This window comes from Streptomyces sp. NPDC008317 (assembly GCF_042955955.1).
In the GTDB taxonomy this organism is placed as follows: domain Bacteria; phylum Actinomycetota; class Actinomycetes; order Streptomycetales; family Streptomycetaceae; genus Actinacidiphila.
Genome location: NZ_JBIBFQ010000005.1, coordinates 199,908 through 224,599, shown reverse-complemented (window position 1 = coordinate 224,599; position 24,692 = coordinate 199,908). Strand labels below are relative to the sequence as shown.

21 protein-coding genes are annotated in these 24,692 nt (G+C 72.7%); 8 read left to right on the top strand and 13 right to left on the bottom strand.

Features of this window, described 5'->3' with window-relative positions:
- The first annotated feature begins 50 nt into the window (after positions 1-50).
- Both ACFY9V_RS18115 and ACFY9V_RS18110 read left to right on the top strand, forming a co-directional pair.
- Positions 51-1,313: a glycosyl hydrolase family 8 gene (locus ACFY9V_RS18115; protein ID WP_391161896.1), complete on the top strand. Its 1,263-nt coding sequence runs from the start codon at positions 51-53 to the stop codon at positions 1,311-1,313.
- Positions 1,310-2,692 (top strand): discoidin domain-containing protein, encoded by a 1,383-nt coding sequence (locus ACFY9V_RS18110; protein ID WP_391161895.1) that lies wholly within the window; start codon positions 1,310-1,312, stop codon positions 2,690-2,692. Before ACFY9V_RS18115 ends, ACFY9V_RS18110 begins: the two co-directional genes overlap by 4 nt.
- A gap of 7 nt (positions 2,693-2,699) precedes the next feature.
- Here ACFY9V_RS18110 and ACFY9V_RS18105 read toward each other — a convergent pair whose 3' ends face one another.
- The 3 genes from ACFY9V_RS18105 to ACFY9V_RS18095 form a co-directional block, all read right to left on the bottom strand.
- Positions 2,700-4,118 carry an MFS transporter gene (locus ACFY9V_RS18105; RefSeq protein ID WP_391161894.1) on the bottom strand — a complete coding sequence of 473 codons (1,419 nt, stop codon included), beginning with the start codon at positions 4,116-4,118 and terminating at the stop codon, positions 2,700-2,702.
- Complete coding sequence (locus ACFY9V_RS18100) at positions 4,115-4,861, bottom strand: helix-turn-helix domain-containing protein (protein WP_391161893.1); 747 nt, start codon at positions 4,859-4,861, stop codon at positions 4,115-4,117. Before ACFY9V_RS18100 ends, ACFY9V_RS18105 begins: the two co-directional genes overlap by 4 nt.
- A 231-nt stretch (positions 4,862-5,092) precedes the next feature.
- Positions 5,093-7,153: a protein kinase gene (locus ACFY9V_RS18095; RefSeq protein WP_391161892.1), complete on the bottom strand. Its 2,061-nt coding sequence runs from the start codon at positions 7,151-7,153 to the stop codon at positions 5,093-5,095.
- A gap of 193 nt (positions 7,154-7,346) precedes the next feature.
- On the opposite strand from ACFY9V_RS18095, the gene ACFY9V_RS18090 reads away from it, so the two are divergent.
- The 4 genes from ACFY9V_RS18090 to ACFY9V_RS18075 all read left to right on the top strand — a co-directional run bounded on the left by ACFY9V_RS18090 (position 7,347) and on the right by ACFY9V_RS18075 (position 10,348).
- Entirely contained in the window at positions 7,347-8,495 is a 1,149-nt protein-coding gene (locus tag ACFY9V_RS18090; RefSeq protein ID WP_391044897.1) for an inorganic phosphate transporter, read from the top strand.
- A 53-nt stretch (positions 8,496-8,548) separates the two neighbouring features.
- Complete coding sequence (locus ACFY9V_RS18085) at positions 8,549-8,779, top strand: hypothetical protein (RefSeq protein WP_391161891.1); 231 nt, start codon at positions 8,549-8,551, stop codon at positions 8,777-8,779.
- Between the two features lie 67 nt (positions 8,780-8,846).
- The gene (gene ppk2, locus ACFY9V_RS18080) at positions 8,847-9,743 is read left to right on the top strand and encodes a polyphosphate kinase 2 (RefSeq protein WP_355340826.1); all 897 of its coding nucleotides are present in this window, start codon (positions 8,847-8,849) and stop codon (positions 9,741-9,743) included.
- Between the two features lie 218 nt (positions 9,744-9,961).
- The gene (locus ACFY9V_RS18075) at positions 9,962-10,348 is read left to right on the top strand and encodes a hypothetical protein (protein WP_355340823.1); all 387 of its coding nucleotides are present in this window, start codon (positions 9,962-9,964) and stop codon (positions 10,346-10,348) included.
- Between the two features lie 234 nt (positions 10,349-10,582).
- On the opposite strand, the gene ACFY9V_RS18070 is transcribed toward ACFY9V_RS18075, so the two are convergent.
- The 10 genes from ACFY9V_RS18070 to ACFY9V_RS18025 all read right to left on the bottom strand — a co-directional run bounded on the left by ACFY9V_RS18070 (position 10,583) and on the right by ACFY9V_RS18025 (position 23,930).
- A complete protein-coding gene (locus ACFY9V_RS18070) occupies positions 10,583-11,440 on the bottom strand; it encodes a helix-turn-helix domain-containing protein (protein ID WP_391161890.1) in 858 nt (285 codons plus the stop codon).
- 747 nt (positions 11,441-12,187) lie between these two features.
- Positions 12,188-13,252 carry a helix-turn-helix transcriptional regulator gene (locus ACFY9V_RS18065; RefSeq protein ID WP_355340817.1) on the bottom strand — a complete coding sequence of 355 codons (1,065 nt, stop codon included), beginning with the start codon at positions 13,250-13,252 and terminating at the stop codon, positions 12,188-12,190.
- 201 nt (positions 13,253-13,453) lie between these two features.
- Positions 13,454-14,485 carry a SpoIIE family protein phosphatase gene (locus ACFY9V_RS18060; RefSeq protein WP_391162214.1) on the bottom strand — a complete coding sequence of 344 codons (1,032 nt, stop codon included), beginning with the start codon at positions 14,483-14,485 and terminating at the stop codon, positions 13,454-13,456.
- A gap of 313 nt (positions 14,486-14,798) precedes the next feature.
- Complete coding sequence (locus tag ACFY9V_RS18055) at positions 14,799-15,320, bottom strand: GAF domain-containing protein (protein WP_188285584.1); 522 nt, start codon at positions 15,318-15,320, stop codon at positions 14,799-14,801.
- 41 nt (positions 15,321-15,361) lie between these two features.
- Positions 15,362-16,204: a S8 family serine peptidase gene (locus ACFY9V_RS18050; RefSeq protein WP_355340814.1), complete on the bottom strand. Its 843-nt coding sequence runs from the start codon at positions 16,202-16,204 to the stop codon at positions 15,362-15,364.
- Between the two features lie 122 nt (positions 16,205-16,326).
- On the bottom strand, positions 16,327-19,701 hold the full coding sequence (locus ACFY9V_RS18045; protein WP_391161887.1) for an AAA family ATPase: 3,375 nt from the start codon (positions 19,699-19,701) through the stop codon (positions 16,327-16,329).
- 88 nt (positions 19,702-19,789) lie between these two features.
- The gene (locus ACFY9V_RS18040) at positions 19,790-20,035 is read right to left on the bottom strand and encodes an aroma-sacti cluster domain-containing protein (RefSeq protein ID WP_355340808.1); all 246 of its coding nucleotides are present in this window, start codon (positions 20,033-20,035) and stop codon (positions 19,790-19,792) included.
- A complete protein-coding gene (locus tag ACFY9V_RS18035; RefSeq protein WP_391161885.1) occupies positions 20,032-20,745 on the bottom strand; it encodes an iron-containing redox enzyme family protein in 714 nt (237 codons plus the stop codon). The genes ACFY9V_RS18040 and ACFY9V_RS18035 overlap by 4 nt, the downstream gene beginning before the upstream one ends.
- Complete coding sequence (locus tag ACFY9V_RS18030) at positions 20,742-21,917, bottom strand: radical SAM protein (RefSeq protein WP_391161884.1); 1,176 nt, start codon at positions 21,915-21,917, stop codon at positions 20,742-20,744. Before ACFY9V_RS18030 ends, ACFY9V_RS18035 begins: the two co-directional genes overlap by 4 nt.
- 144 nt (positions 21,918-22,061) lie before the next feature.
- The gene (locus ACFY9V_RS18025; protein ID WP_391161882.1) at positions 22,062-23,930 is read right to left on the bottom strand and encodes a BTAD domain-containing putative transcriptional regulator; all 1,869 of its coding nucleotides are present in this window, start codon (positions 23,928-23,930) and stop codon (positions 22,062-22,064) included.
- A 265-nt stretch (positions 23,931-24,195) separates the two neighbouring features.
- Here ACFY9V_RS18025 and ACFY9V_RS18020 point away from each other — a divergent pair, with 265 nt between their 5' ends.
- Positions 24,196-24,381, top strand: a complete 186-nt coding sequence (locus tag ACFY9V_RS18020) for a hypothetical protein (RefSeq protein ID WP_188283862.1) — start codon at positions 24,196-24,198, stop codon at positions 24,379-24,381.
- Between the two features lie 112 nt (positions 24,382-24,493).
- Complete coding sequence (locus ACFY9V_RS18015) at positions 24,494-24,682, top strand: hypothetical protein (protein WP_355340796.1); 189 nt, start codon at positions 24,494-24,496, stop codon at positions 24,680-24,682.
- Positions 24,683-24,692 lie beyond the last annotated feature (10 nt).

The window sequence follows — 24,692 nt, the reverse complement described above, 5'->3', positions numbered from 1 at the left end:
CGCGCTCCCGTGCCCGGCGCCGTACCCCACAACCGACGAGGAGTTGGAAGATGCCACGACCCGTGAAGACGAGGACGAGGAGGCTGGCGGCCTGTACGGTCGCCGCCTGCGCGTCCTTCGGCCTGCTGGCGACCGCGGGCGGCGGAACGGCCGACGCCGCCACCGCCCCGGCGCACCCGTTCCCCGCGCACACCGCGTACAAGGTGGGCGTGCTGCCCTCCGCGACGCAGACCACCCGCGACGCGGCGGTGAAGAAGGCGTACGACTCCTGGAAGAGCGCCTACCTGGTCAAGGGCTGCGCCTCCAACGAGTACTACGTCTCGACCAAGGGCGACGACGACGCCCCGCACAACGGCACGGTCTCCGAGGCCCAGGGCTACGGCATGAACATCGTGCCCCTGATGGCCGGTTACGACAGCGACGCCAAGGCCGAGTTCGACGGCCTGTGGCAGCTCGTCAAGGACCACAAGGACGCCGACGGTCTCATGCAGTGGCAACTCGACGGCAAGACCTGCAAGTACACCGACAGCGGCACCCCGGACTCGGCCACCGACGGCGACCTCGACATCGGCTACGGCCTGATCCTCGCCGACAAGCAGTGGGGCGGCTACACAGCGGACGCCAAGGCGTGGCTCGCCTCCTTCTACGCCCACGACGTCGCGCCCGACGGCCACCTCAAGTGCGAGGACGACGGCCCCACCACGGACACCCGGCCGTCCGACATGATGCTCGACCACCTGCGCGCCTTCGCCGCCTACGACACCGCGCACGACTGGAACAAGGTCGTCACCCGCACCGAGGCCGTGATCAGCGAGTTCACCGCGGGCTACTCCTCGTCCGCCGGACTGCTCTCCGACTTCGTCGTCAACGCCAACACCACCAGCCCCAAGCCCGCCCCCGCCGACTACCAGGAGGACCAGCCGGACAACATCGTCGGCTACAACTCCCTGCGCGTGCCCTGGCACTTGGGCACCGACGCCCTGGTCAACGGCTCCTCGACCGCCGCCGTCGCCTACGGCGCGGCGAAGAAGGAGTCCGCCTGCCTGAAATCGCTGTCCGGCGGCAACCCGGCCAAGGTCCAGCCGCACATCAAGCTCAACTGCGCCAACGGCAACGTCTCGGGCGACACCGAGGCGGAGGAGGCCGGGGACTCGGCCGGTCCCGCCGCCATGGCCTCCGGCGACCAGGCGTGGACCGACGCGATCTGGAAGCAGCTCGCCTCCAACCCCTTCGAGGACGCCTACTACGGCGAGACCATCAAGATGCTCGTGTACATCGTGATGGCGGGCGACTACTGGAGCCCGGCCGCATGAGCCGCCTCCGTACCCCGCGCGGCGCGGCCGTCCTGTGCGCCCTCGTCCTGGCCGTCATGGCCGCGCTCGTCGGCGCGACCCCGTACGCCTCGGCCGCCCCGAAGTCCCCCGCGGCGGCGGCCTCCACCGACCGGCAGGCGTTCCTCACCTTCTACGGCTGGTACGACAACACCCCGCCCGGCGGCGACATCTCCTACCCCGGCCTGCACGACACGGCCGGCGGCACCGGGACCTACGCCGACCCGATCACCTTCGCCTCGTCCACCAAGGAGATACCGGCGGGCACGCGGATCTGGGTGCCAAGGGTCGGCAAGTACTTCGTCATGGAGGACTCCTGCGAGGAGTGCGGCGCCGACTGGAGCGGCCACGGCCCCAACGGCGGCCCGAATCTGTACCACTTCGACCTCTGGCTCGGCGGCCAGGGCGGCAACGCCTTCGACGCCATCGACTGCGAGGACGCGCTGACCCACTACAACGACGACAGCACTCCGGTGCTCGAATCCGTCGTCGTGGACCCGCCGTCCAACGAGCCGTACGACGCCACGCCCGTCTTCAACACCAAGACCGGCGCCTGTTACGGCGGAGCCCGGCCGACCACCACCGTCGGCCAGTACAAGAACGTCTCCACCGGGCAGTGCCTGGACAATCCGGGGAACAGCTCGGCCAGCGGCACCAAGCTGGACACGGCGGCCTGCACCGGCTCCGCAGCGCAGGCGTTCACCTTCCACGGCGCCTTCCTGATCAGCAACAATCTCTGCGCGACCCTGTCCGGCTCGTCGATCACACTCAGAGCCTGCGACGGCGGCCCGAACCAGCAGTGGTCGGTCAACCCGAATCTCACCGTCTCCGACATCCAGACCGGGCAGAAGTGCTTCCGGGCGAGCGGCTCGACGCTCACCGCCGGAAGCTGCTCCGGGGCCGCGAGCCAGTGGAACTTCACCCCCTCCGGCGGCACGGGACCGCCACCGGGCGGCGGTGACACCCTGCTCTCGCAGGGCAGGTCCGCCACCGCCTCCTCCACCGAATCCACCGCCTACCCCGCGAGCAAGGCGGTCGACGGCGACCTCACCTCCACCCGCTGGGCCAGCAAGGAAGGCTCCGACCCGCAGTGGATCCGGGTCGACCTGGGCACGAGCGCGCACATCAGCCGGGTGAAGCTGAGCTGGGAGGCCGCCTACGCCAAGAGCTACACCGTCCAGACCTCCCCGGACGGCGCCGCCTGGACCACGGTCTACTCCACCACCGCGGGCAAGGGCGGCACCGAGGATCTGACCGGCCTCACCGGCACCGGCCGCTACGTCCGCGTCAACGGCACGGCGCGCGGTACGGCGTACGGCTACTCGCTCTACGAGGTCCAGGTGTACGGCGCCACGCCCTGACCCCCGGTCACGGCGCCACCTCCTGATCCTGCTCTTCTCGACGGCCCCGCCGGCGGCCGGCGGCCACCGCGCCGTCGGCCGCTGCCGTGTCCGCCACCTCCTCGCCGACCGCCGTGTCTGCCGTCCCTGCCGTGTCCTCGGCGTTCCTGGTGTCCTCCGGGCGCTCGTCCTGGTCGATCGAACGGATGCCGGGCACCGGCGACGGCAGCAGCCACAGCACGGACAGCGCCCCGCCGACCGCCGCGACCAGCAGGGTCGTACGCAGCCCGAGGAAGGTCGCGAGCACGCCGCCGACGACCGCGCCGAGCGGACGGATGCCGTAGTTGACCGTGGCGTACGCGCCGGAGACCCGGCTGCGCATCCCGTCGGGGATCACGGACGCCTGAAGGGAGTTGAGGTTGACGTCGAAGAGCATGACACCGAGGCCGGAAAGGAACTCGGTGCCGGTCAGCGCCACGGCGCCGACCCACGGTGGCCCGTCGGCGACCGCCACCAGCGCGATCGGCGCGGGGAAGAGCACCGCGCCGATCGCGATGCTGCGCCCCATCCCGATCCACCGCGAGATCCGCGGCGCCAGGACCGCGCCGAGCAGCGCGCCCGTGGAACCGATACCGAAGGCCAGGCCGATGAAGCCGGCCGACAGACCGAGGCTCCTGGTGGCGAAGAGCACCATCAGACCGCTGCCGGAGACGAAGGTGAAGAAGTTGACGGTGGTCGAGGTGCCGAGCCCGGCCCGCAGCACCGGGTGCCGTACGACGAACGCCAGCCCCTCCTTCGCCCGCCGCAGCAGCGGCGCGTCCCGCGCGCCCGCGGCGACCGGCGGCTCGTCGATCCTGATCCGCCCGATCAGCACGGCCGAGGCGAGGAAGGACAGCGCGTCGACCACGACGGCCACCGGCGCGGTGAGCGCCTGCACGAGCGCGCCGCCCACGGCAGGACCCGCGACATACGACGCGGACCGGCTCGCGCTGAGCTTGCTGTTCGCGTCCACATACGACGAGCGCGGCACGAGGTGGGCGAAGAACGGGGGATAGGAGGTGTTGAACAGCACCTCGGCGGCGCCGATCAGCAGCGCCACCGCGTAGAGCTGACCGAGCGTCACCGCCCCCGCCAGGTACGCGACGGGCAGCGACAGCAGCACCCCGGCGCGGATCAGATCCGCGGCCACCATCAGGCCGCGCTTGCGGGCCTGGTGGTCGACCCACGCGCCCAGGACGATCGCCAGCAGATTCGGTGTCCAGATCAGCGCGGTCAGCCACGCCACCTGGTTGGCGGAGGCGTGCAGCGCGCTCACCGCGATCAGCGGCAGGGCCAGTTCGCTGATCCGGTCGCCGAACTGCGAGACGCTCTGGCCGGCCCAGAAGCGGACGAAGCGGCGGTCGCGCGCCACGGATATCGGGGGCGGCCGCGTCGCTGCGGCGGTCACCGGGTGCCGCCGCCGTCGTCGTCCTTACGCGCGGCCGTTCGCGTACCGGTATCCGTATACGAGTCCGAGTCCGAGTCCGAGTCCGCGCCCGATTCCGTGCCCGGTGCGCGGCCCTGTGCCTCAACCTCAGCCGGACCTTCACCCTCACCTTGAGGTTCACCTTCAGGGAGCGTGTAGCGCAGCAGGCGTACGGAGCGGGCGGCGGCCGGGCGGTCCGCCGCGTCCCGCGTCACATAGGGCGCGAGCACGCGCTCGATCCCGTCCTCGATGGCGGCGGCCTCCTCGGGCGTGACCATGACGCGCGTGTTGGCGAGTCCCGAGAGCCGCCGCCACGCGGGATCGAGGCCGGGCTCCACGGTGGCCGCCCAGCGGGCCGGCAGATCGGCGGAGCGCAGGAACATCTCACGCGAGAGCAGCCGCGCCGCGAAGCGGCCCTCCTCGTCCCCGTCGTCCTCCGGCACCTCGAAGCGGAAGCCGCGCGCGACCGCCTGCCACCGCCGCTCACGCCGGTCCCGTCGCCCGTCGCCCCCGGCGTCCGGATCGGGGTCCGCGTCCCGGACGAGTCCGAAGCCCGCGAGATGGCGCAGATGCCAGCTCGTCACCGAAGGGGTCGCCCCGACGCGGGGTGCGAGCACGGTGGCCGTCGCGGGCCCGTTGCGTTGCAGATGCTCCAGGATCGCCAACCGCACCGGATGCGCGAGCGCGCGCATCGCCTTGGGGTCGGTGATCTCGATGTCTCCCAAACGGTTACCCGGTTCCATGGCGGGAGAGTGTCCTCTCACAATGTGTGAGAGTCAACTCTCACGCTTTTCGCGCTGTTTGTGGCGGCGCGCGGCGAGGTCCGCCGCGCGGTGGACATGCCGGGGCAGGGGGGATGTCGAATCGTCGAATCAGGGCGCCGCCGGGGCGTCGCGTACGGCGGTGGCGACCGTGCTCGTCGCCGTATCGGTCGGACCGGTCGCCCGACCCCGGGCTCAGCCGCCGCCCTTGACCGCCCAGGCGGGGTGCCCTTCCGTGGCCGCGTCGGTGCTGAGCCGCCGTTCGCCGGTGCCGTCGGCGCGGACCGCCCAGATCTCGGGAGTGGCGAGCGGGCCGCGGACGAAGGCCACCCACGCGCCGTCGGGAGACCAGTCGGGGTCCATCTCGTGGGCCGGGGTGGCGGCCAGCGGCCGGTCGCCGGTGCCGTCGGTGCCGACGAGGCGGATGTCGCCCTGCGTGCCCTTGCCGTAGTCGCCCGAGGTGTAGGCGAAGACCTTGCCGTCGGGGGACCAGACCGGGTCGAGGGCGGGCCGGGGCAGGTCGGTGATCCGCTGCGGGGTGGCGCCCGGCGTCGTCGGATCGACCATGTTGATCTGCCAGTTGCCCGTCCCCTTCTCGACGCAGATCGCGATACGGGTGCCGTCCGGTGACCAGGAAGGGTCCTCGATACGGGTGCTGCCGGTGGTCATCTGCTGGGCGGAGCCGTCCGCGACGTCCACGACGTAGAGCTGCTGGACGCCGCCGGCCTTGCGCAGCACGGCCAGTTTGCCGCCGTCGGGAGACCAGGAGACCCGGCCGCCCGAGGTCTCGGCGATTCGCTTGGCGCCGGTGCCGTCGGCGCCGACCGTCCACACCGAGGTGTCCTGGGCGGTCCTGCGGGTGAAGGCGACGGTCTTGCGGTCGGGCGACCACTTGGGGAGGAAGTCGCACGGGCTGCCCGACGCGAGCCGCTTGAGGCGGTCGGTCGCGCTGTCGCGCAGCGCGATGTAGGAGTGGCAGGTGGCGGGCCAGCCGGGGGCGGTGTCCACCCGGACCAGCAGCGGCACATCGGGGAACGGCGCCGGGGTCGGCGGCGCCGACGAGGCGGTCGTGGTGTGCCCGCCCGAGGGAGCGCCCGCGTTGTCGTCCTTCGCGGAGCCGGACGTCCACGGATGCCAGACCAGCGCCCCCGCGACGGCGGCGGCCACCACGACAAGACCCACGGCCGCGGTCCCCTTGCGCCGGTCGCGCGGCGGCCCCGACGGCGGACCGAAACCGGGCGTCGGGGTGGGCGCGGGCGTCGGCGGGCCGCCGTACCCCTGCCCCGGACCGTACGGGGACGCGAGCGGCGACGGCGAATTCCCCGCCGGGGGACCCGCGTAGGAGGCGGTCGGCTCGGACGCGGCGGCGGGCCCGGTGGCGTGGGGCGGGGGCGGGGGCGTCGAGACCGCGGGCGGTACGGCCTGCGGCACCACCCGCGTCAGCAGCGCCGTCGCCTCGGCGGGCAGCCAGTCGCCGTCATCCGGGTGACGTACCGTCAGCCTGCTCAGGAACTCCGAAGGGCTGGGCCGCGCGGCGGCCTCCTTCGACAGACACGCGGCCACCAGCGCGCGCAGTTCGTCAGGTACCGCCCTGAGGTCCGGCGACTCGTGAACAACCCGGTAGTGCCGGGCCGCTGACGGACCGTCACCGAAGGGCGCGCCTCCCGCCGCCTGGCTGAGCACCACACCCAGCGCGAACATGTCGACCGCCGCGCTGACCTGACCGCCGGTCAGCTGCTCGGGCGCGAGAAAGCCGGGGGTGCCGATCTGGAGCCCGGTCTGGGTCAGCGCCGTGCCGTCGAGGGCGCGGGCGATGCCGAAGTCGATGACGCGCGGGCCGTCCTCGGCCACGATGATGTTCGCGGGCTTGAAGTCGCGGTGGATCACCCCCGCCCGGTGGATCGCCTCCAGCGCCTCCGCCAGCCCGGCCGCCAGCACCGTGAGGGTGTCCGTCGGCAGCGCGCCGACATCGGCGAGCACGTCCGCCAGCGTGGGCCCCGGCACGAACGCCGTGACCAGCCAGGCCGGTTCGCCGTGCGGATCGGCGTCCACCACGGGCGCGGTGTGGAAGCCGCCGACCCGGCGCGCCGCCGCCACCTCGTCGGCGAAGCGGCGCCGGAATCCCGGCTCGGTGCTCAACTCGGGGCGTACGACCTTGACCGCCACCGCCCGGCCGGACCGCGACCGGCCGAAGTACACCACACCCATACCGCCTTGGCCGAGCCGGCCGGCCAACCGGTATCTGCCGTCGCCCACGGAAGTGGGATCACCCGCTTCGAGCGGCTTCATGGTTCCCCCCCATTCGCACCGTCCGCGCGGTGACGGGATCTCCCTACCGCCCCGCACGGGACCAGTCAAGCACCGCCCGGCGCGGGTCCGCCCACTCCTTCACTCCGGTCCTTCACCCGCCCTTCCCCGTGCGTACGCCGGGGGCTGCTTCCCTGGGCACATGGACCACATCACATTCCTTGTGGCACTGGTCATCGTCACGGCCCTGGCCTTCGACTTCACCAACGGTTTCCACGACACCGCCAACGCGATGGCCACGTCCATCGCCACGGGAGCGCTGCGGCCGAAGGTCGCCGTCCTGCTCAGCGGCGCGCTGAACCTGGCGGGCGCCTTCCTGTCGACGGAAGTCGCGAAGACGATCTCCGGCGGCATCGTCGACGACGCGCTGGTGACCCCCGGCATGATCTTCGCGGGCCTGGTGGGGGCCATCCTGTGGAATCTCATGACCTGGCTGCTCGGACTGCCGTCCAGTTCCTCGCACGCGCTCTTCGGCGGCCTGATCGGCGCCGTGTGGGTCGGTGCGGGCCGGCACGGCGTCCACTTCGGCAAGGTCGTCGAGAAGATCCTCATCCCCGCCGTGGCCTCGCCTGTCGTGGCCGGGCTCGCGGCGCTCGCCGCGACGTACCTCGCCTACCGGCTCACCGGCCGGGCCCGTAAGGACACCGTCTCCAAGGGCTTCAGGATCGGCCAGATCGCCTCCGCCTCGCTGGTCTCGCTGGCGCACGGCACCAACGACGCGCAGAAGACGATGGGCGTCATCACCCTCGCGCTGATCTCCTGCGGAGCGCTCGGCCACGACGCCGGTCCGCCCGTCTGGGTGATCCTCGCCGCCGGCCTGGCCATCGCGCTCGGCACGTACCTGGGCGGCTGGCGGATCATCCGCACCATGGGCAAGGGCCTGGTCGACATCGAGTCGCCGCAGGGCTTCGCCGCGGAGTCGGCGTCCACCGCGGTCATCCTGTCCTCCGCGAATCTGGGCTTCGCCCTGTCCACCACGCAGGTCTGCTCCGGCGGCATCCTCGGCGCGGGCATGGGACGCAAGCTCGCCGAGGTCCGCTGGGGCACCGCGGGCCGGATGGCGCTCGCCTGGCTGGTGACGCTGCCCTCGGCCGCGGCGGTCGGCGCGGTGGCCGCGAGTGTCGTCGTGCACGGCGGTACGCCGGGCGTCGTGGTGATCGCGCTGATCGCCGTCGCGGTGGCGGGCGGCATCGTCGTCCTCTCGCGCCGCAACCCGGTCCACGCCGACAATGTGAACCACGGCCACACCACCTCCGTCCGTCCCGCCGCGCCCGCCGGCGCGGGCGTCTGAGCGGCGACGCCACCGGAATCACCGGCATCATCGGGGAAAAGGGGAACAGCAGTATGAGTGTGGACTGGAACGCGCTGGGCGAGGTGGCCGCGGTGAGCTTCGGCGTCACCGTCGGCGTGGTCGTGGTCTTCGCGGTCGGGGTGCTCGCGCTCTCCGCCCGCGACACCGTACGGGCGTCGGGCGGCAGCGGCACGGGACAGCTCGCGGGCGCAGGGGCGTGTTTCCTGGCGTGCGCGTGCGCGGTGCTCTACGGGCTGTATCTGATCATTCCGCAGTTCCACTGAGGCCACCCGCGGTGGCTGAGGACCACCGGGTCCACTGACGGTTCCACCGGCGAAGGGCGGGCGAGCGATGAGCGCAGGCACCGACGGCTCCGCACTCCTTGCGGGCATGCATGTCGACTACACCGACCAGGACGACCCGGTCCTGGTCAGGGCGGACGGCAGCGTCGTCGACACCTGGCGGGAGAACTACCCGTACGACACGCGGATGGAGCGGCCCGAGTACGAACTGCACAAGCGGCTCCAGCAGATCGAACTGCTGAAACTCCAGAGCTGGGTGAAGGAGACCGGCCAGCGGCTGGTCATCGTCTTCGAGGGCCGGGACGCCGCGGGCAAGGGCGGCACCATCAAACGGTTCATCGAGCACCTGAACCCGCGCGGCGCACGGGTGATAGCCCTGGAGAAGCCGACCGAGCGCGAGAGCGGGCAGTGGTACTTCCAGCGGTACGTCGCCCACCTGCCGACCGCGGGCGAGATCGTGATGTTCGACCGCTCCTGGTACAACCGGGCGGGCGTCGAGCGGGTCATGGGTTTCTGCTCGGACGACGAGTACCACCGCTTCATGCGGCAGGCCCCGGCCTTCGAACGGATGCTGGTGGACGACGGCATCCACCTGGTGAAGTTCTGGTTCTCGGTCTCGCGCGACGAGCAGCGCACCCGGTTCACCATCCGGCAGGTCGACCCGGTGCGGCAGTGGAAGCTCAGCCCGATGGACCTCGCCTCACTCGACCGCTGGGACGACTACACCGCCGCCAAGGTGGCGATGTTCCGTGAGACGGACACCGCCTACGCGCCATGGACGGTGGTCAAGAGCAACGACAAGAAGCGGGCGCGCGTCGAGGCCATGCGCAGCGTCCTCGCCCGATTCGACTACGCGGACAGGGACGACGAGGTGGTCGGTACGCCCGACCCGCGCATCGTCGGCTCCGCGGCCACGCTGCTGGAGCGCGGTGAGGACACGCTCTGAAGCGCGGTGAGGAGACCGTCTGGATGCGGGCGCGGGTCCGGGGGCGGGCACGGACGCACGTACTGGCACTGGCACCGGCACGGCTGCGGACGAGGGTCCGGAGCCCGGCGGTTCCTGACCGGAATCCCGTGCCCGCCCCGGCGCGTCACTCTCCGGTGAAGTGGCGACCGGCTCCTACGATGTGACGAAATGTCAGAGTTCACCCCGTAGGAGCCTTCATGCTTCGCTTCTCGCGAGCCTGTGCCACCGGTCTCACCGCCCTCACGCTGTTGACCGCACCCGTGGCCCAGGCCGTCGCGGCGGACAGCGTCGCCATGGCGCCCGCCGTCGCCCGACCCGCCATCACCGCCAAGGCGACGGTCAGCGCGATCAACGCATGGCAGCAGTTCCGGATCTACGGCGCGACCAAGAACATCAAGGTCGGCACGCGGGTGACGCTCCAGCAGATGCAGGGCAAGCGCTGGGTCTCGCTGCCCGCGTCGATGAACACCAACCACGACGCCACGTACAACCTGCGGGTCAAGCTGGGCATCAAGGGCCTCAACAACCTGCGCATCGTCGGCGGTGGCGGGATCTCCAACGTCGTCAAGGTCACGATCCGCTGACGCGGCGAACAGCGCGAACAGCGCGCAAGCCGCTCACGGCGCTCACGGCGCTCACGGCGTCAACAGCGCGAGCACCGCGTCAGCCGCGAGGACCGCGACAGCCGTAAGGCGTCGCGAGGCGTTCGGCCGCGGGTACGGAAGATGCGCTCCGGGCCCGCGGCCGTGCTCCCGCCGATGCCACCGTTCCCGCCGTTCCCGCCGTTCCCGTCGCTCGCGCCGCTCTCCTCACCGAGGTCACGCGGCGGTCGGCGGCAGCGACACCAGCGGTTCGTGGGCGATCACGGTCGCCTCGACGGGAGTCGGCAGCAAGGTCACCATCCGCACACGGGGGTTGTGGGCGGGGGAGGAGACCAGCGTGCGTACGCGGTACGGGGCACGGCCGCCCGGCGGGATCAGCAGCCGGACCTGACCGTCGTTGTGCAGCGCCATCCGTCCGCCCCGGCCGACCGTCTGCCACAACACGCCCAGCTCCGGGTCGAGTTGCAGCTCCGCGACGATACGCTGCAGCTCCGGCTCTTCGCTGATCCCCGCCTCCAGCCTGAGCTGCCGCAGGTACGGCACCGCCCAACTCGCCTGCCAGTCCCCGCACAGGCGGCGCGCGTAGGGCGAGAAGAGGATGAAGCGCAGCAGATTCGCCGGTGGCCGCTGGCCCTCGGGCTCGAACAGGCCGCGCCAGGCCGCGTTGTCCTCGTGGATCCGCCACGTGCTGTCGAGAACGAGCGCGGGCACCTGGAGCGCGCGCAGGTACAGCCGCCAGCCGCTCATCGCCTCCAGGTCCGGCTGGGCCGGGCCGGTCGGCGCGAAGCCGCCGGTCACGATGAACCACAACTCGTCGCGCTGGTACGGGTCGAGGCCGAGGGTGCTCGCGAGGCTGTCCAGCCGGTGGACCGGCACCGGCCGGCCGCCGCCCTCCCAGTCCTGGTACAGCCGCGGCGAGATGTCCATCCGGTGCGCCACCGCCTGCTGGCTCAGCCCGGCGGGGCGGTGTCCCGTGTGCCCGCTGCCCGGCTCCGGCGGCCCCGCGTAATCCTTGCGGGCCTGCCGCAGAAACCCGCGGATGAGCGGGGTGGTGCTGTTCGAGCCGCGCGTCATGACCGTTCCCCCCGGATGCTCGGCCCGCGCCCGGACTGACCAGTGGCGTGCCCAGCCGCAGAATGCGCTTACCAGTCGATCGTGTTCGCTGGACGCATGGGGTGTCAACCGACTTGGCCGGCCCCCACCACCTGCGCAAACCCGTCCTCAGCGGTCGAATCCCGCCCTGCGTCAGTGGTCGGTCGCCGTCCGTGGCAACGCCGTTGACCTGCGACGACGTACCGACCAGTGGCAGTCGGCAAGCGCGCTCGCTACGCCGCCGCCACCATTGTCCAGTTGGGTCGCTGTCTCCTTTTGGACACCTCAGGTGGCCTGCGCGAAGCCGTTCACCGGGCATTACGTACTCGGGGGTTCGTAGCCAGCGGTTGTCGGGTGGGTAAAGATCGAGGTGTGGTCGGGTACGGCGCCGAAGGTGACTTCGGCCGGTGCGCGGCCTCGGGGGGAACGGCATGCCGTCGGCTCCGGGAGGGCTCGTGAACGTTCAGGCGTAGCGAGGGAGTTGTCGGCAGGCCGATCACCATCACGCGGAGGTCCCGCGTGCGCACCACCCGCCGCGGGCGACCGCCGGACCGCCGCGGCGACACGACTTCCGGCCCGTGGATCCCCCGAATGTCCGCGGGCCGGGGCTGCCGGAGGCGGCACTCCACCTGGTGTGGAGGCCGCCGACGGCAGCCGGCGGGGGCACCACCTGGGCCTGGTGGCGCCCCCGCTGGTACGTCACGGCCGTCAACGGGTCACCCCGGCCGGTCAGTTCAGCGGGTAGACCTTCATCAGGGCCGGGTCGCGGGCGAGTTTGAGACCCGCCTCGAAGCGGCTTGAGGCATTGAGGCGGTCCATCAGCTTGGCGACCGCGCGCTGGACCGTGCGGCGGTGCACGCCCATCTTCCGGGCGATCTGGTCGTCGCTCAGCCCGCTCGCCATCAGCCGGATGACCGTGCGCTCCTGGTCGTTGACCTCCGGGCCCTCGGCGGGCGCGGGCGGCGCGGCGAGGACGACGGGGGAGGCGCGCAGCCAGTAGTCCTCGTACAGCGCGGTGTAGCCCTTCAGGAGCGCGGAGCCGCGGATCAACAGCATGGACTCGCCCGGCCGTTCGGGGTCGCCGGGCACGCACGCGGTGTGCCGGTCGAAGAGCAGGATGTCGAAGGGGGAGTGCTCCAGGAGCCGCACCTCGACGCCGATGTCGAGCAACCGGTGCAGATACCAGGTGTACTTGGGGGAGCGCAGCAGCGACTCGGGGTAGATCACCCGGACCCGGATACCGCGCGAGGTCAGCTTCGCGTCCTCGTCGAGCGACGCCTCCAGCGCCTCGGCCGGGGGCATCGGACCGGGGTGCATCGAGTCGCAGGCGTCCAGGACGGCGGCGTTGAGGTCCCGCACCGTACGCGTCCTGCGCTTGCGGTCGCCGAGCCGCTCCACCGCGACATCGGCCGAGTCACGGGCCACGGCCGGGCGGAAGACGGTCATCAGGGACTCGGTGACCCGGCGCAACGAGTGCGCGTCCCGCAGTTGCCTGGCGGTGTTCTCGTTGTAGGTGTCCATCGCGTGCGCCATGGCCGCGTCCGGGTCGACCGGTTCGACGACCGCGCCCACGATCCGGATCAGGCCCAGCTCGTCCAGCCGCCGCCAGCCGCCCGCGGATTCCGCGGCGTCCAGACCGGCCGCCTCCGCGACCTCCGCGATCCGTCCCTCGCCCATGTCGCGCAGGGTCCGGTAGAGGGTGAGCGCCGCCGCCTCGTCGCGCTGGAGGTGCGCCGCGGACACGGCCGGGTGGTCCGGCGGGACCGGTCCGCCTCTGGACGCGCGCAGCGTCACCGGGATCTCCTCCAACCGCGATCGGCAAACGGTGCGTGCCTCCGCCCGCGTGTACGGCTCGACACTCTATGACGCGACACCGGTGTTCGCAGGGGTGTTCGGGTGGGGCCGGTCGCTCATTGCGGACAACCCGTCACGGACCGCACGGCGAGGCATCCGCACATTGCGAACCCTTTACCCGCGCCGGTGCCGTCCGGGCCCTCAGGCGCCGTCGAAGGCGGCGAACGCCGGGCCGGGGTCGCGGAAGCGCAGCAGCAGCATCGCCGCGTCGTCGTGCAGCGGCCCCTCCGTGTGCTGCACCAGATCGGTCCGCAGCGCCTCCAACGCGGCTTCCGGATCCGGGTCCTTGAGGAAGTGCGCGCGCTGCCCCAGCGGATAGAAGGCGCCGGTGTGGTCGCGGGCCTCGGTGACACCGTCGGTGTAGAGCAGCATCTGGTCGCCCGGCCCGAAGGGGACGGCAAACGGCTCGGGAGCGTCACCGCCGTGCACGCCGAGCCCCAGCGGCATCGCGTACTGCGGCGGCTCGGGGAAGCACGCGACGCCGTCCTGACGCAGCACCATCGGCGCGGGATGGCCGAAGTTGAGGAGGGTCGCGCCGCGCTCCTCGCTGATCTCGGCGATGATCGCGGTGACGAATTTCTCGCCGCTCAGCGCCCGGTCGGCGGCCCGCTGCACCCGCTCGCCGACGCCCGTCAGATCCCGTTCGTCGTGCGCGGCCTCACGGAAGGCGCCGAGCACCACGGCGGCGGTCTCCACCGCTTCGAGGCCCTTGCCCTGCACATCGCCGATGATCACCCGCACGCCGACCGGCGACGCGACGACCTCGTACAGATCGCCGCCTATGCGCGCCTCGGCGACGGCGGAGGTGTACGACACGGCCGTGCGCAGGTGGCCCGCGCTGCGCGGTACGGGGCGCAGCAGGACGCGCTGGGCGACCTCCGCGATCGACCGTACGTTGGCGAATTCGGTCTCGCGGCGCTGGCGCATCACGGCGGCGATCACTCCGGCGACCGTCACGCCGATCACCGAGGCGAGGGCGCTGAAACCGCGCCGCTCCTCGAACAGGCCGTCGTAGACGCCCAGGGCGCACACGAGCGCGACGGCCAGGGCCCCGACCAGGGCGGTCCGCCGCCAGCCGCCGACCAGACCGGAGAAGGCGGGGCCGAGCGAGACCAGCGGCAGCAGGCCGACACTGGTCCCGACGCTCACATCCACCACGGCGACCACGGCCATGAACACGTAGGGCAGCGCGGTGAGCACCGGAGGTGTCCGCCCGGCGACCGACACCTGCGGCGAGAGGTCGGGGTGGGGCGTCGGGAGGCGGCGGCCGAAGGATATTCGTCGTCTCACGGCCACCTCCCTCTCCCCGGCTCAGGCTAGGCAGATGATCCGGGGCCGGAGGAACACACCCTACTCATTGTCACCTGTTCAGGGGACAACTCGCACCTGTGAACACCCTGAGATCTCCCCTCCCTCCCTTCCGGCGCGTCGCAGGTCGGTGCGGGTCCGGGGCGGCGCCCACGGGCTGAGCGGAGGGCTCCCCGGCTCAGGCGGAGGTCTCCAGCAGCCGCCGCAGATCCTCGGCCATCCGCAGCGCCGCCGCGCGCCCGTCACCGCCGAGCGAGCCGCTGTCGGCGGGCCGCGCGCGGTCCACGACCACCCGCAGCGCCGCCGCCGCGTGCCGGGCGAAGAGCGCCAGCAGATCCAGTTCGTCCAGGCTCGACCTGGACTGCGGCACGGGATCGAGGACTTCCAGCACCCCCAGCACCCGGTCACCATGCGTCAGCGGCGCGGCCATCAGCGAATCGGGCACGTACTCCGTGGACTCCGCGAAGTCCCGGTCGAAGGACGCGCTGTGCGACAGGTCGTCCACCACCATCGGCTCACCCGAGGAGACCACCCATCCCGCGATCCCGCTCTCGGCCGGGAAACGCCGCCCCACCAGGAAGCTCTCGCCCTGGCCCGAGACGGCCTGGAAGACCAGCTCGTGGCTCGACTCGTCCAGCAGGAACACCGAACTGGCCTGGGCGCCGAAGATGGCCCGTGCCGTGTCGACCACCGACTGCATCAACTCCTGCGACAGCGGATCCGTCGCTGTGTTGCTCTGTGTCACGAAGCACCCCTGATGCCCAGTTGGACGTTGGCCGCGGAAAGGTAGAGCGCGTTCTTGAGCTGGAAGGTCGTCATCCGGCGGTGCCGGGACAGAATGCGGGCGCAGAGCCCGGCGATGTACGGCGTGGCGAAGCTGTTGCCCGTCGTCCTGATCGTCGCCCCGCCGAGCCAGGCCACCTGGACGTTCTGGCCCGGCGCGAAGAACTCGACCGGCGGGCTCGGGTTGTACAGGTGCAGATCGGGATCGTCCTCCTGGTGGCTGCCCACCGAGATCACCGAGGCGAAGCGCCACGGGTAGCTCTCCACCGGAGTGTTGTGCGCGGAGGCGACGATCGCCGTCCCCCGGAAGTACGCCTCGTCGGCGAGGACCCGCAACTCCTCGGCGAACTGCGGCCTCGTCGTGGACAGGCTGAGATTGATCACGTCGAAGCCCTGCCGGATCGCCCAGCGCAGTCCCGCGAGCAGGACGTCGCCGGTCCCGCCGAACCCCTTGCCGAGCACCTGCACGCTGTACAGCTCGCAATCCGGTGCGGTCCTGCGGATGATGCCCGCGCAGGCCGTGCCGTGCCCGCAGGTGTCGGTCGCCGTCGTCTCGACCACGCTGGTGCCCGTCTCGTCCTTGCGCACCGTCCACGCGCCGTCGACCGGGCCGATCAGCGGATGGCCGTCCTCGACACCCGAGTCCACCACGCACACCCGCACCCCGGCGCCGCGCGCGTCGTCCCAGCTCCGGTCGAGCGCGGGCAGCTCGCCGTCGGCGGTGATCAGCACGTCCTCGGGGCGCTTGCCGCGCAGCGTCCAGGTGAGTCCGGGGCCGGCGCCGTGTTCGGCGGTTTTCATCAGCAGCCTTTCGCGTTCTGGCGTTGTCGCCTTCCGATGCGGTGGTGGCCCGAGAGGCCGGAGCGGGAGCGGACGGGCGCCGGTCGGCGCCCGTCCGCTCCGGTGCCCCTGGTCCTGGCGCCTCACGGCGGACCCTCCCGCCATCGCACGGCGCGGCGCGCCCCCGGCACATGGCCCTTGGCGCCGAAGTGCCGGGCGGCCTGCGCGGCGGCGCTCGCGGACTCCTCGGTACGGCCCGCCCGGCGCAGCACGTCGGCCCGGTCCAGCCAGGCCACCGCCAGGACGACGGGCGAGTCGGTGCCGGACGCGGTCCGCACCGCCCGCTCCGCCAGCGGTGCGGCCTCCTCGGCCGCGCCGCGCGCCGCGGCGATCCTGGCCAGCAGCCCGTCGAGGTCGGCGGCGTCCGAGGCGGCGAGTGCCGTGTGTCCGGGGTCCGGCGCGGTGGCCAGCCTGGCCGCGGCCTCGTCGTGACGGCCCGCGTCCACCAGCAGCCGCGCCGCGTCCCTGGCCACCGCGTCCCGCAGGGCCTCGGCCTGCAACTCCCGTGCGGCGCCGTCCGCTTCGTCCAGCAGACCGAGCGCCCGGCTCCCGTCGCCCGCCAGCGTCGCCACCGCCGCGGCGAACAGCGGCAGCACCACCCGGCCCTCGGCGTAACCGAGTTCACCGGCCAGCCGCTCCGCCCCGGCGAGACAGGCGTGCGCGTCGTCCCAGCGCTCCTGGAGCGCGAACAGCACGGCCAGCGGGCAGTTGAGGGTCAGCCGTACGGTGGGGCGACGGTCGCCGTGCTCCGCCAGCAGGCGGCGACTGCGCGAGACCGCCGAGGGGACCGGCTCGGGCCCGCGCCACAGCGAGACGCCGATCGCGCCCAGCGCCAGGGCCCGTTCGGGCTCGGCGCCCGAGCGGCGCGCGTGGTCCAGGGCGCGGGAGAGCAGGACATCGGCCTCGCCGTGCCTGCCGTGCAACTGCCGCTCCTGCGCCAGCCGGATGCACGCCCGCGCCTGCCCGAGGTCGTCGCCCGCGCTCTCGAAGACCGGCAGCGTCCGCTGGGCGACGCTCCCCGCGCTGCTCCCGTCGGGGGCCGCCGACACCGCGGCCAGGGCGAGGTCGGCGTGCGCGGCCTCCACCGGCCGCACCGCGTCCCCCGGCGTCGCGTCCGCGGCGGCGAGCACGCGCAGCAGCAGCGCCCGGCCCTCGTCCGTCCGCCCGGTCGCCAGCAGCACGTCACCGAACCGCCGGGCCGCCGCGGCCCACTCCGGCTCGCCCTCGACGGTCAGCTCCACCGCCCGCTCCAGCAGCCCGCCCGCCCACGCCAGATCCGAGCGCGCGAGCGCCCTGGACCCGCCCTCGATCAGCAACGCGGCGGCCCGCAGGCGCAGTTCGTCCGTCTGCGGACCGAGCGTGCCCAACTCGGCGCGGTAGCGGTAGGCGCGCTCCAGGTGACCCGCCACGGCGGCGGCATCCTCGGCGCCGCGCGTACCGGGAGCGCCACCGCCGAACAGGACACCGCCGTACGGGGCGGCGCCTTCCCCCGCGCTCCCCGCCGCCGTGCCGCCGCCCGCCAGCCGCGCGGACAGCGCCGCCGCGGCCCGCTCGTGCCGCTCCGCCCTCGTCCGCTTGGCCATCGACTGATACGTGACCTCGTGCACGAGACCGCTGCTGAAGCGCAGCCGGTACGGGGAAGGCCCCTGCCGGTCCGCGGGCCGCAGCAGGCGGTGACTGCTGAGCATGCCGAGCGCCGCGCCGACCGCGCCGTCCAGCGCCGGGCCGCCGGACCCGGTCTCCGCCGAGGGCGGGTCCGCGTCGTGCAGCGCGCCGCCGGGCGCGCCTTCCCGGTCCCCGCCCACCAGTTCGGCCACCTCGTCGGCGCTGAACTCCCGTCCCACCACGGCCGCGATGTCCAGCGCCGCGCGCTCCGCCCGGCCGAGCGCCCCGATCCGGGCGCCGAGCAGCGCCTGCAAGGTGGTCGGCACATCGCCTCCGCCGTCGGGGCGGTAGCCGGACTCGGGCTGCGCGAGAGCGGCGATGAGCTGTTCCAGATAGAACGGATTGCCGCCCGCGGACTCCAGCACCTGCGGCGGCACGCCCGTACCCCCCTTTTGGGACGGCGCCCCGCCGTCCCAGTGCGCCCCGACCTCGGTCAGCGCCTCGGCCACCGCCTCGGCCTCCGTCGCCGTCAGACCGGGCAGCGTCAAGGAGAGCGAGCGCGGGCCGCCCTCGCCCCAGCCGACGCCGCGGTCGAGCAGATCGGGGCGGGCCGCGCAGACGAACAGCACAGCGGACGCGGTGAGTTCGGCGCTGAGCGCGGTGACCATCGTCAGCAGCGGGTCGCTCGCCCACTGGAGGTCGTCCAGCACCAGCACGACCGGCCGCCTGCGCGCGAGCGCGGCCAGCAGACCGGTCAGCGCCGCGCAGGTGTCGTCGGTCGACGGATTCGGTGTGCCGTCCTCCAGCAGCCCGGCCGACAGTACGGCCAGCGCCGCGTCGATCTCCTGGCGTTCGGGGGAGGGCTCTCCCGCGCGCGCCGGGGACTGGGCGATCTCCGGGAAGGCGTCCAGGAGTTGGCTCACGGCGTCGGCCAGCGGCGCCAGGCTGCCGCGTTCACCGTACGTGCGGCAGCGGCCCGAGCCGTAGCGGAAGGCGCGGCCCGACCGTTTGCGCCACTCGTGGATCAGCCGGGTCTTGCCCATCCCGGCCTCACCGAGGACGGTCACCAGATTCGGGCCGCGCCCGGCGCGGTCCGCGACGGCGCGGAACGTCGCCCACAGAGCGTCCAGTTCACGGTCCCGGCCGACGAAGGGCACATCGAAGCGGCGGGTCAGCTCCGGCTCCTCCTCGACCACGTCCAGCAGCCGATAGGCGGTGACCGCGTCCTCCTTGCCCTTCAACCGCAAAGGGCCGACGCGCTCGGTGACCGCTGTCGCCCCCGCGGCCCTGCGGCTCTCAGGACCGATCAGGACCTCGCCCTCACCGGCGTTCTGCTCCAGCCGGGCCGCGACGTTCACCGTCTCGCCCGACACCAGCGCCTGACGGGACGACACATCCGAGGCCGTCACCACCGGGCCGGTGTTGATGCCGATCCGGACACCGATCCGAATGCCGAGCGTCGGCTCCAACTCCGTTTCGTTGAGCCGCTGTATGGCGTCGAGCATCGCCAGGCCCGCGGCCAGCGCCCGCGCCGCGTCGTCCTCGTGCGTCACCGGCACGCCGAAGACGGCCATCACCGCGTCGCCGATGAACTTCTCGACCGTGCCGCCGAACTGCTCCAGGCACTCGCGCATCAGGTCGAAATAGCGCAGCACCACCGTGCGCAGCGTCTCCGGGTCGAGCACACCGGACAGCGCCGTCGACCCGACGAGGTCGCAGAAGACGACGGAGACGACCTTGCGCTCCTCGACCGCCGTCACGGGTGCGGGGGAGTCGGCCGGTGTGCCGCAGGACGGGCAGAAGCGCGCGTCCTGCGGCAGATCGCCGTCGCACGAGGCGCAGCGCGTGGTCATCTCGTCTCCCCGTCCCTTCCCCGTGTCTTCCCGATGGTGTGGACCCCGGTCTCTTCCCGATCGTGTGGACCCCGGTCGCGGGGAGATGTCAGAAGAGCGCCCCGCCGGCGATCTCGCTGTGGGCCTGCACCTCGGGACCCACCTCGTCCAGCCGGGCCTTGATGTCGAGCATCATCGACAGCTCCTGGCTGCTCAGCCCGCGCAGCACCTCGCGCTGTTCGTCGGTGAGTTCGCCGACGCCGAAGCCGTGCGACTCCAACACCACCAGCGCGTCGTCGGCTCCGTCGCCTGCCCGCTCCGCGCTCTCCCCGCCCCGCGCCGCCGTGTCACTCATGAGGTGTACGTCCCTTCCCTGAGGTGTTCCGGCTCCGCTGTCCGGCCGATGCGCGCGAAAAGCTCCACAAGTCCGTCCACGGTGTGCAGCGCGCTCATCACGACCGCGCGTACCTGGGCCTGGTCCAACGGCAGCGCGTCGAGCAGCGCGAAGAGCGCGGCGGTGTGCCCGGTGTCCAGTTCGGCGTGGCCGCGTACCGTGCGCAGCGCCGCCTCCGGCACACCCGCGGCGGCGATCCGGTCCGCCAGCCAGGGCGCGGGCGCGTTGCTCTCCAGCACCGCGATGTAGCCGAGCAGCGCTACCGGATGATGGTGCTCGATCCAGTAGTACTGCGCGCCCGCCAGGCGCGCGACGGCGGATATGGGCTGCTCGGCGAGGACCGCCGCTGGTTCCCCGCCCAGCGCGGTGATGTCACCGAGCAGCCAGTCGTCGTGGCCGCGCTCCTCCTCGATGTGCTCCCGCAGATAGTCCGTGAGCGGCTCGCACAACGGGTCGCGCGGGCCGAATTCCGCCAGCCGCGCCACCGCCCGTTCCATCAGCGGCACCGAGGCGCGGACGACTCCGTGCATCACCGTCAGATACGTGGCGTAGCGCGCGGCGAGTCCGGGCGGTCGCCACACGGCCGCGGTCGTCGCCCGCACGGCGGGGGCCGTCAGCAGCAGCCGGACCCGCAGCGCGGCGCCCGCGCCCGCCGTGCCGACCGTGGTCATCGCCGCGCTCCGGGCAGGTCGACCAGGTCCGCGTAGGGCGCGCAGCCGTGCCGCCGCACCAGCGTGGCCGCGCCCGCCTCGACCTGGCCGCGGGCCGCGTACCGGTCGAGCAGCGCCCCCACGGGCCCGCTGGCCGCCGCACTCGCCGCGGCCAGCGCCTCCGGATGGTCCCCGAGCGCCCGGCAGCCCGCGCAGTAGTCGGGGCGCGCGGCCGCCTGCTCCGCGCCGCCGTACCGGTGCAGGAGGTGGGCCGGGCCGACCGTCCTGATCATCCGCAGGACCGGAGAGGTACGGGCCCGTACGGCGACCGACTGCCAGTCGTCGGTGGCGATGTGACCGAGCGTCAGGTGACGCGGGGCGGGCCTGCGGTCGACGACCCGCTGATTGCAGCAGGCGACCACCGTGCCGTCGGCGGCCACCACCGGCCACGCGGCCATCGAGCACGGCAGCGCCCGCTCGGGGTCGGGCGCCGCGGTACCGGGCAGCGCGGTACCGGGCAGCGCCGTGTTCGCGGCGGCCCAGGACGCGGCGCGTCCCACCCGGCGCAAAGAGTTGACGAGCATCGGGACGCGGTCGCCGAAGGTACGGCGGATGTCGGCGGTGACGTCCGCGAGGTAGGGGTCGTCGGGGCCGGCGCCGACCAGGTGGAAACTTGTGGCCACTCCGGCCTCCAACACCCGCCGGATCAGGCCGAATACGGACCTGCGGTCGACCTCGCGCTCATGGAAGGCGTCAAGGCTCACCGAGAAGTGGTCGACGGAGGTGACGGCCCGCCAGATCCGCTCGGGAACGGGCACGGACTCGGGTACGGGAGCGGGCAGCGGGCCGGCGCCGGAGGCGAGGTGTCCCGCGCCGTGGTCCGCCCGGCCGACGAAGAAGGCGCCGGTCAGCAGCGCCGTCCTGGTGCCCGCCGCGCGCGCCGTGGCGGCGAGGTCGGTGACCAACTCGGGCCGCAGCAAGGGCTCGCCGCCGGTCATCATCAGCACCGCAGGGTGCTCGGCCGGGGTGAAGGTGGAGACGAAGGCGCGCAGCCGGTCCGCGTCCGGCTCGTCCGCGGCCATCGTGGCGGCGGTCGAGCAGTGCGCGCAGTGCAGGGGGCAGCGGCCGGTGACGGTCAGGAGCAGTCCCGCGCCGGGTTCGGGGCGCAGCGTCATGAGTTCGGCGAGTTCCATCGCGTGCTCCCTTCCTCGTCCACCGAAGTCTCGGCGGGGCCGGTTCGAGGTCGGGGTCATGGACGGTTGGGAAACGGTAAATCCGCAGCTCACCGGCGCGCCTGGTGGCGTGTTCCGTCGCGTGTGCCCTGCGCCGAAGGCTCCTCAGGCGGTGGCCCGGGGGAGTGGCCGCATCCCCAGGAGGGATTGTTCACGCGCGTAGACTCTTGTCAGGCGCGGGAGTTCGTACCGCGCGGCGTGCGCGGTGACCTCGCTGTCCGGGGCGAGCAGCGCGCCCGCGTCGAGCAGGGACTCCAGCCGGCGCAGCGCGTCGTCCTGGCCGCAGGTGAGCGCCGCCGCGGCCTGCCGCAGCGTGAAGGGCCCCTCCGGCAGGTGTCCCAGCAGACACAGCGTAGTCCGGTCCGCCGCCGACAGGTCCCGCCACCCGCTCGCCAGCCGCGGCCGTACATCCGTGTCGCCCGCGACCAGTTCGTCCAGTACGGTCCTGCCGTCGGCCAGCCGCGCCGCGTATTCACCGAGCGGCAGATGGCGTCGTACCGCGAGCTTCAGACCGCTGACCCGGACCGCGAGCGGCAGCATGCCGGTCGCGGTGACGATGCGCCGGGCCGCCTCCGGACAGGCCCGCAGCCGCTCGTGGCCCACGATCCGGCCGAGCAGTTCGAGGCTCTCGCCGAGGTCGAAGGGCGCCAGTTCCAGCCGGTCGGCGGAGACCAGTCCGGCCAACTGCGCGCGGGAGGTCACCAGTACGGCGCTGCCGCCGGAGTCCGGCACCAGCGGCCGTACGGACGCCTCGTCGGCCGCGTCGTCCAGCACCAGCAGGATCCGGCGCGGCCCGAGCCAGTCACGCCACGCGGCGGCGGCCTCCTCGGCGTCCTCCGACCCGTCGTCGACGGCCGCCGCCCGCTGCCCGGGAAGGTCCGCCATCCGGGCCAGCTCGGCGACCACCGAGGCGGCCGAACGCGGACGCCCGGCCGCGTCGCGCATCCGGATCAGTACGCGGCCGTCGGGGAACTCCGCGGCGAGCCGGTGCGCGGTGTGCACCGCCAGCGCGGTCTTACCGGTGCCGACCGGCCCGGTGACGACCGCCAGATGCCGGTCACTGCCCAACAGCTTGAGCAGAAAGCGCAGTTGGCGTTCACGGCCGGTGAAGTCGGCCAGGTCCTGGGGGAGCAGGGCGCCGAGGACTCCGCAGGAGCGCCGCGCCGCGGCCCGCGCGCCGGACGGAGCGAAGGGGCCGCCGGGCTCCTGCGGGCCGCCGTCGAGCATCGAGCGGTACAGCGTCTCCAGCGCGGGGCTCGGCTGGAGCCCGTACTCGACGGCGAGCAGCCGGCGCAGCCCCTCGTACGCCGCCAGGGCCTCCGTCTGCCGCCCCTGGTCGAACAGCGCGTTCATCTGGACGGCCCTGAGCCGTTCGCGCTCGGGGTGACGCTCCACCAGATCGGCGACGGTGTCGGCGACTTCGGTGGCCCGGCCCAGCCGCAACTCGGCCTCGGCCCAGTCCTCGTAGACCTGGAGGTAGCGGCTGTCGAGCCGCTCCGCCTCGGATCTGACGGTGGGTGAGAATCTCAGGTCGTGCAGCGGCGGTCCCTGCCGCAGCCCCATCGCCTCGCGCAGCATCCGGGACGCCGGGCCGAACGCGCCCTGCCCGGCGGCCTCGCGGGCTGATCTGGCCAGGCCCTGGAAGCGCAGCGAGTCCAACTCGTCGTCGCGCACCCGCAGCAGGTAGCCGCCCGGGTGGTGCTCGAGCCGGTCGCCCGCTCCCGCGCGGTCAAGGAGTTTGCGCAGCGCGGAGACGTACACCTGGATGTTCTTGCGCGCGGTGCGCGGCGGATTGCCGTCCCACAAGGTGTCCGTCAACAAGCCCAGTGAGACCGGGGTGTTGGGGCGGCACAGCAGCATGGCCAGGAGCAGCCGCTGTTTGAGCGGGCCGAGCGGGAAGGGGCCTTCGGCCGTGCCGACGGACAGCGGGCCGAGGACGGAGAGCCGCAGACTGACGTGCGCTGGTTCGGCCATATCCGGTTTCACCTTTCCCGCCCGTTGATCCGGAGATGGGATCGTGAGCTGAGATGAATGACATCAGGCAGACGACTTATATCAGATGATGTGCCTGTGGCGAACCGGCAATGCGGGGACTGCTGGTGAGAGTTCGGACCAACCCCGCATCACCTGGGACGATACCGCGCTTATACCGCGGCTTCACCGGTTCCGAAACGGCCGGTCCTAGCTTCTGAGGTGTTCCCACCACCTGCTCGTACCCCGCCCAGAAGAGGAGACGATCATGGCTGATTCCGTCGAGCCCACCAACGAGGACATCGCGGAGACCCCCGAGAACGAGGTCGAGGCGCACGCCGAATCCCCCCTGGACCTCCAGGAGATGGGCGTGAGCAAGCCCGACCAGGGCGAGGGTGTGCTGGGCGGCCTCCAGGCCCCGGGCAGCACGGTCAGCCTGGCCGCCTGCGCCTGACCGAGCTGGGTGGGTGGCGCGTCCTCGTGGACGCGCCACCCACACGTCTTTCCCGCTCGCGTTGTCCTCCGGGGCGGCCCTTCCGACACCTGAGAACCGACAGGAGACGACCATGAGTGATTCCGCCGAATCCGCCGCCGAGGAGAACGCGCCCGAAGGCGCGGACGCAGGCGAGGGCGAATTCGAGGTGGAGGCGCACGCCGAATCCCCCCTGAGCCTCCAGGAGATGGACCCCACGACGTCGGTGATCAGCAGCCCCGTCGCGTCGATGAGCGCGACCAGCGTCGTCGTCTGCTGCTGAGCCGCCGCCC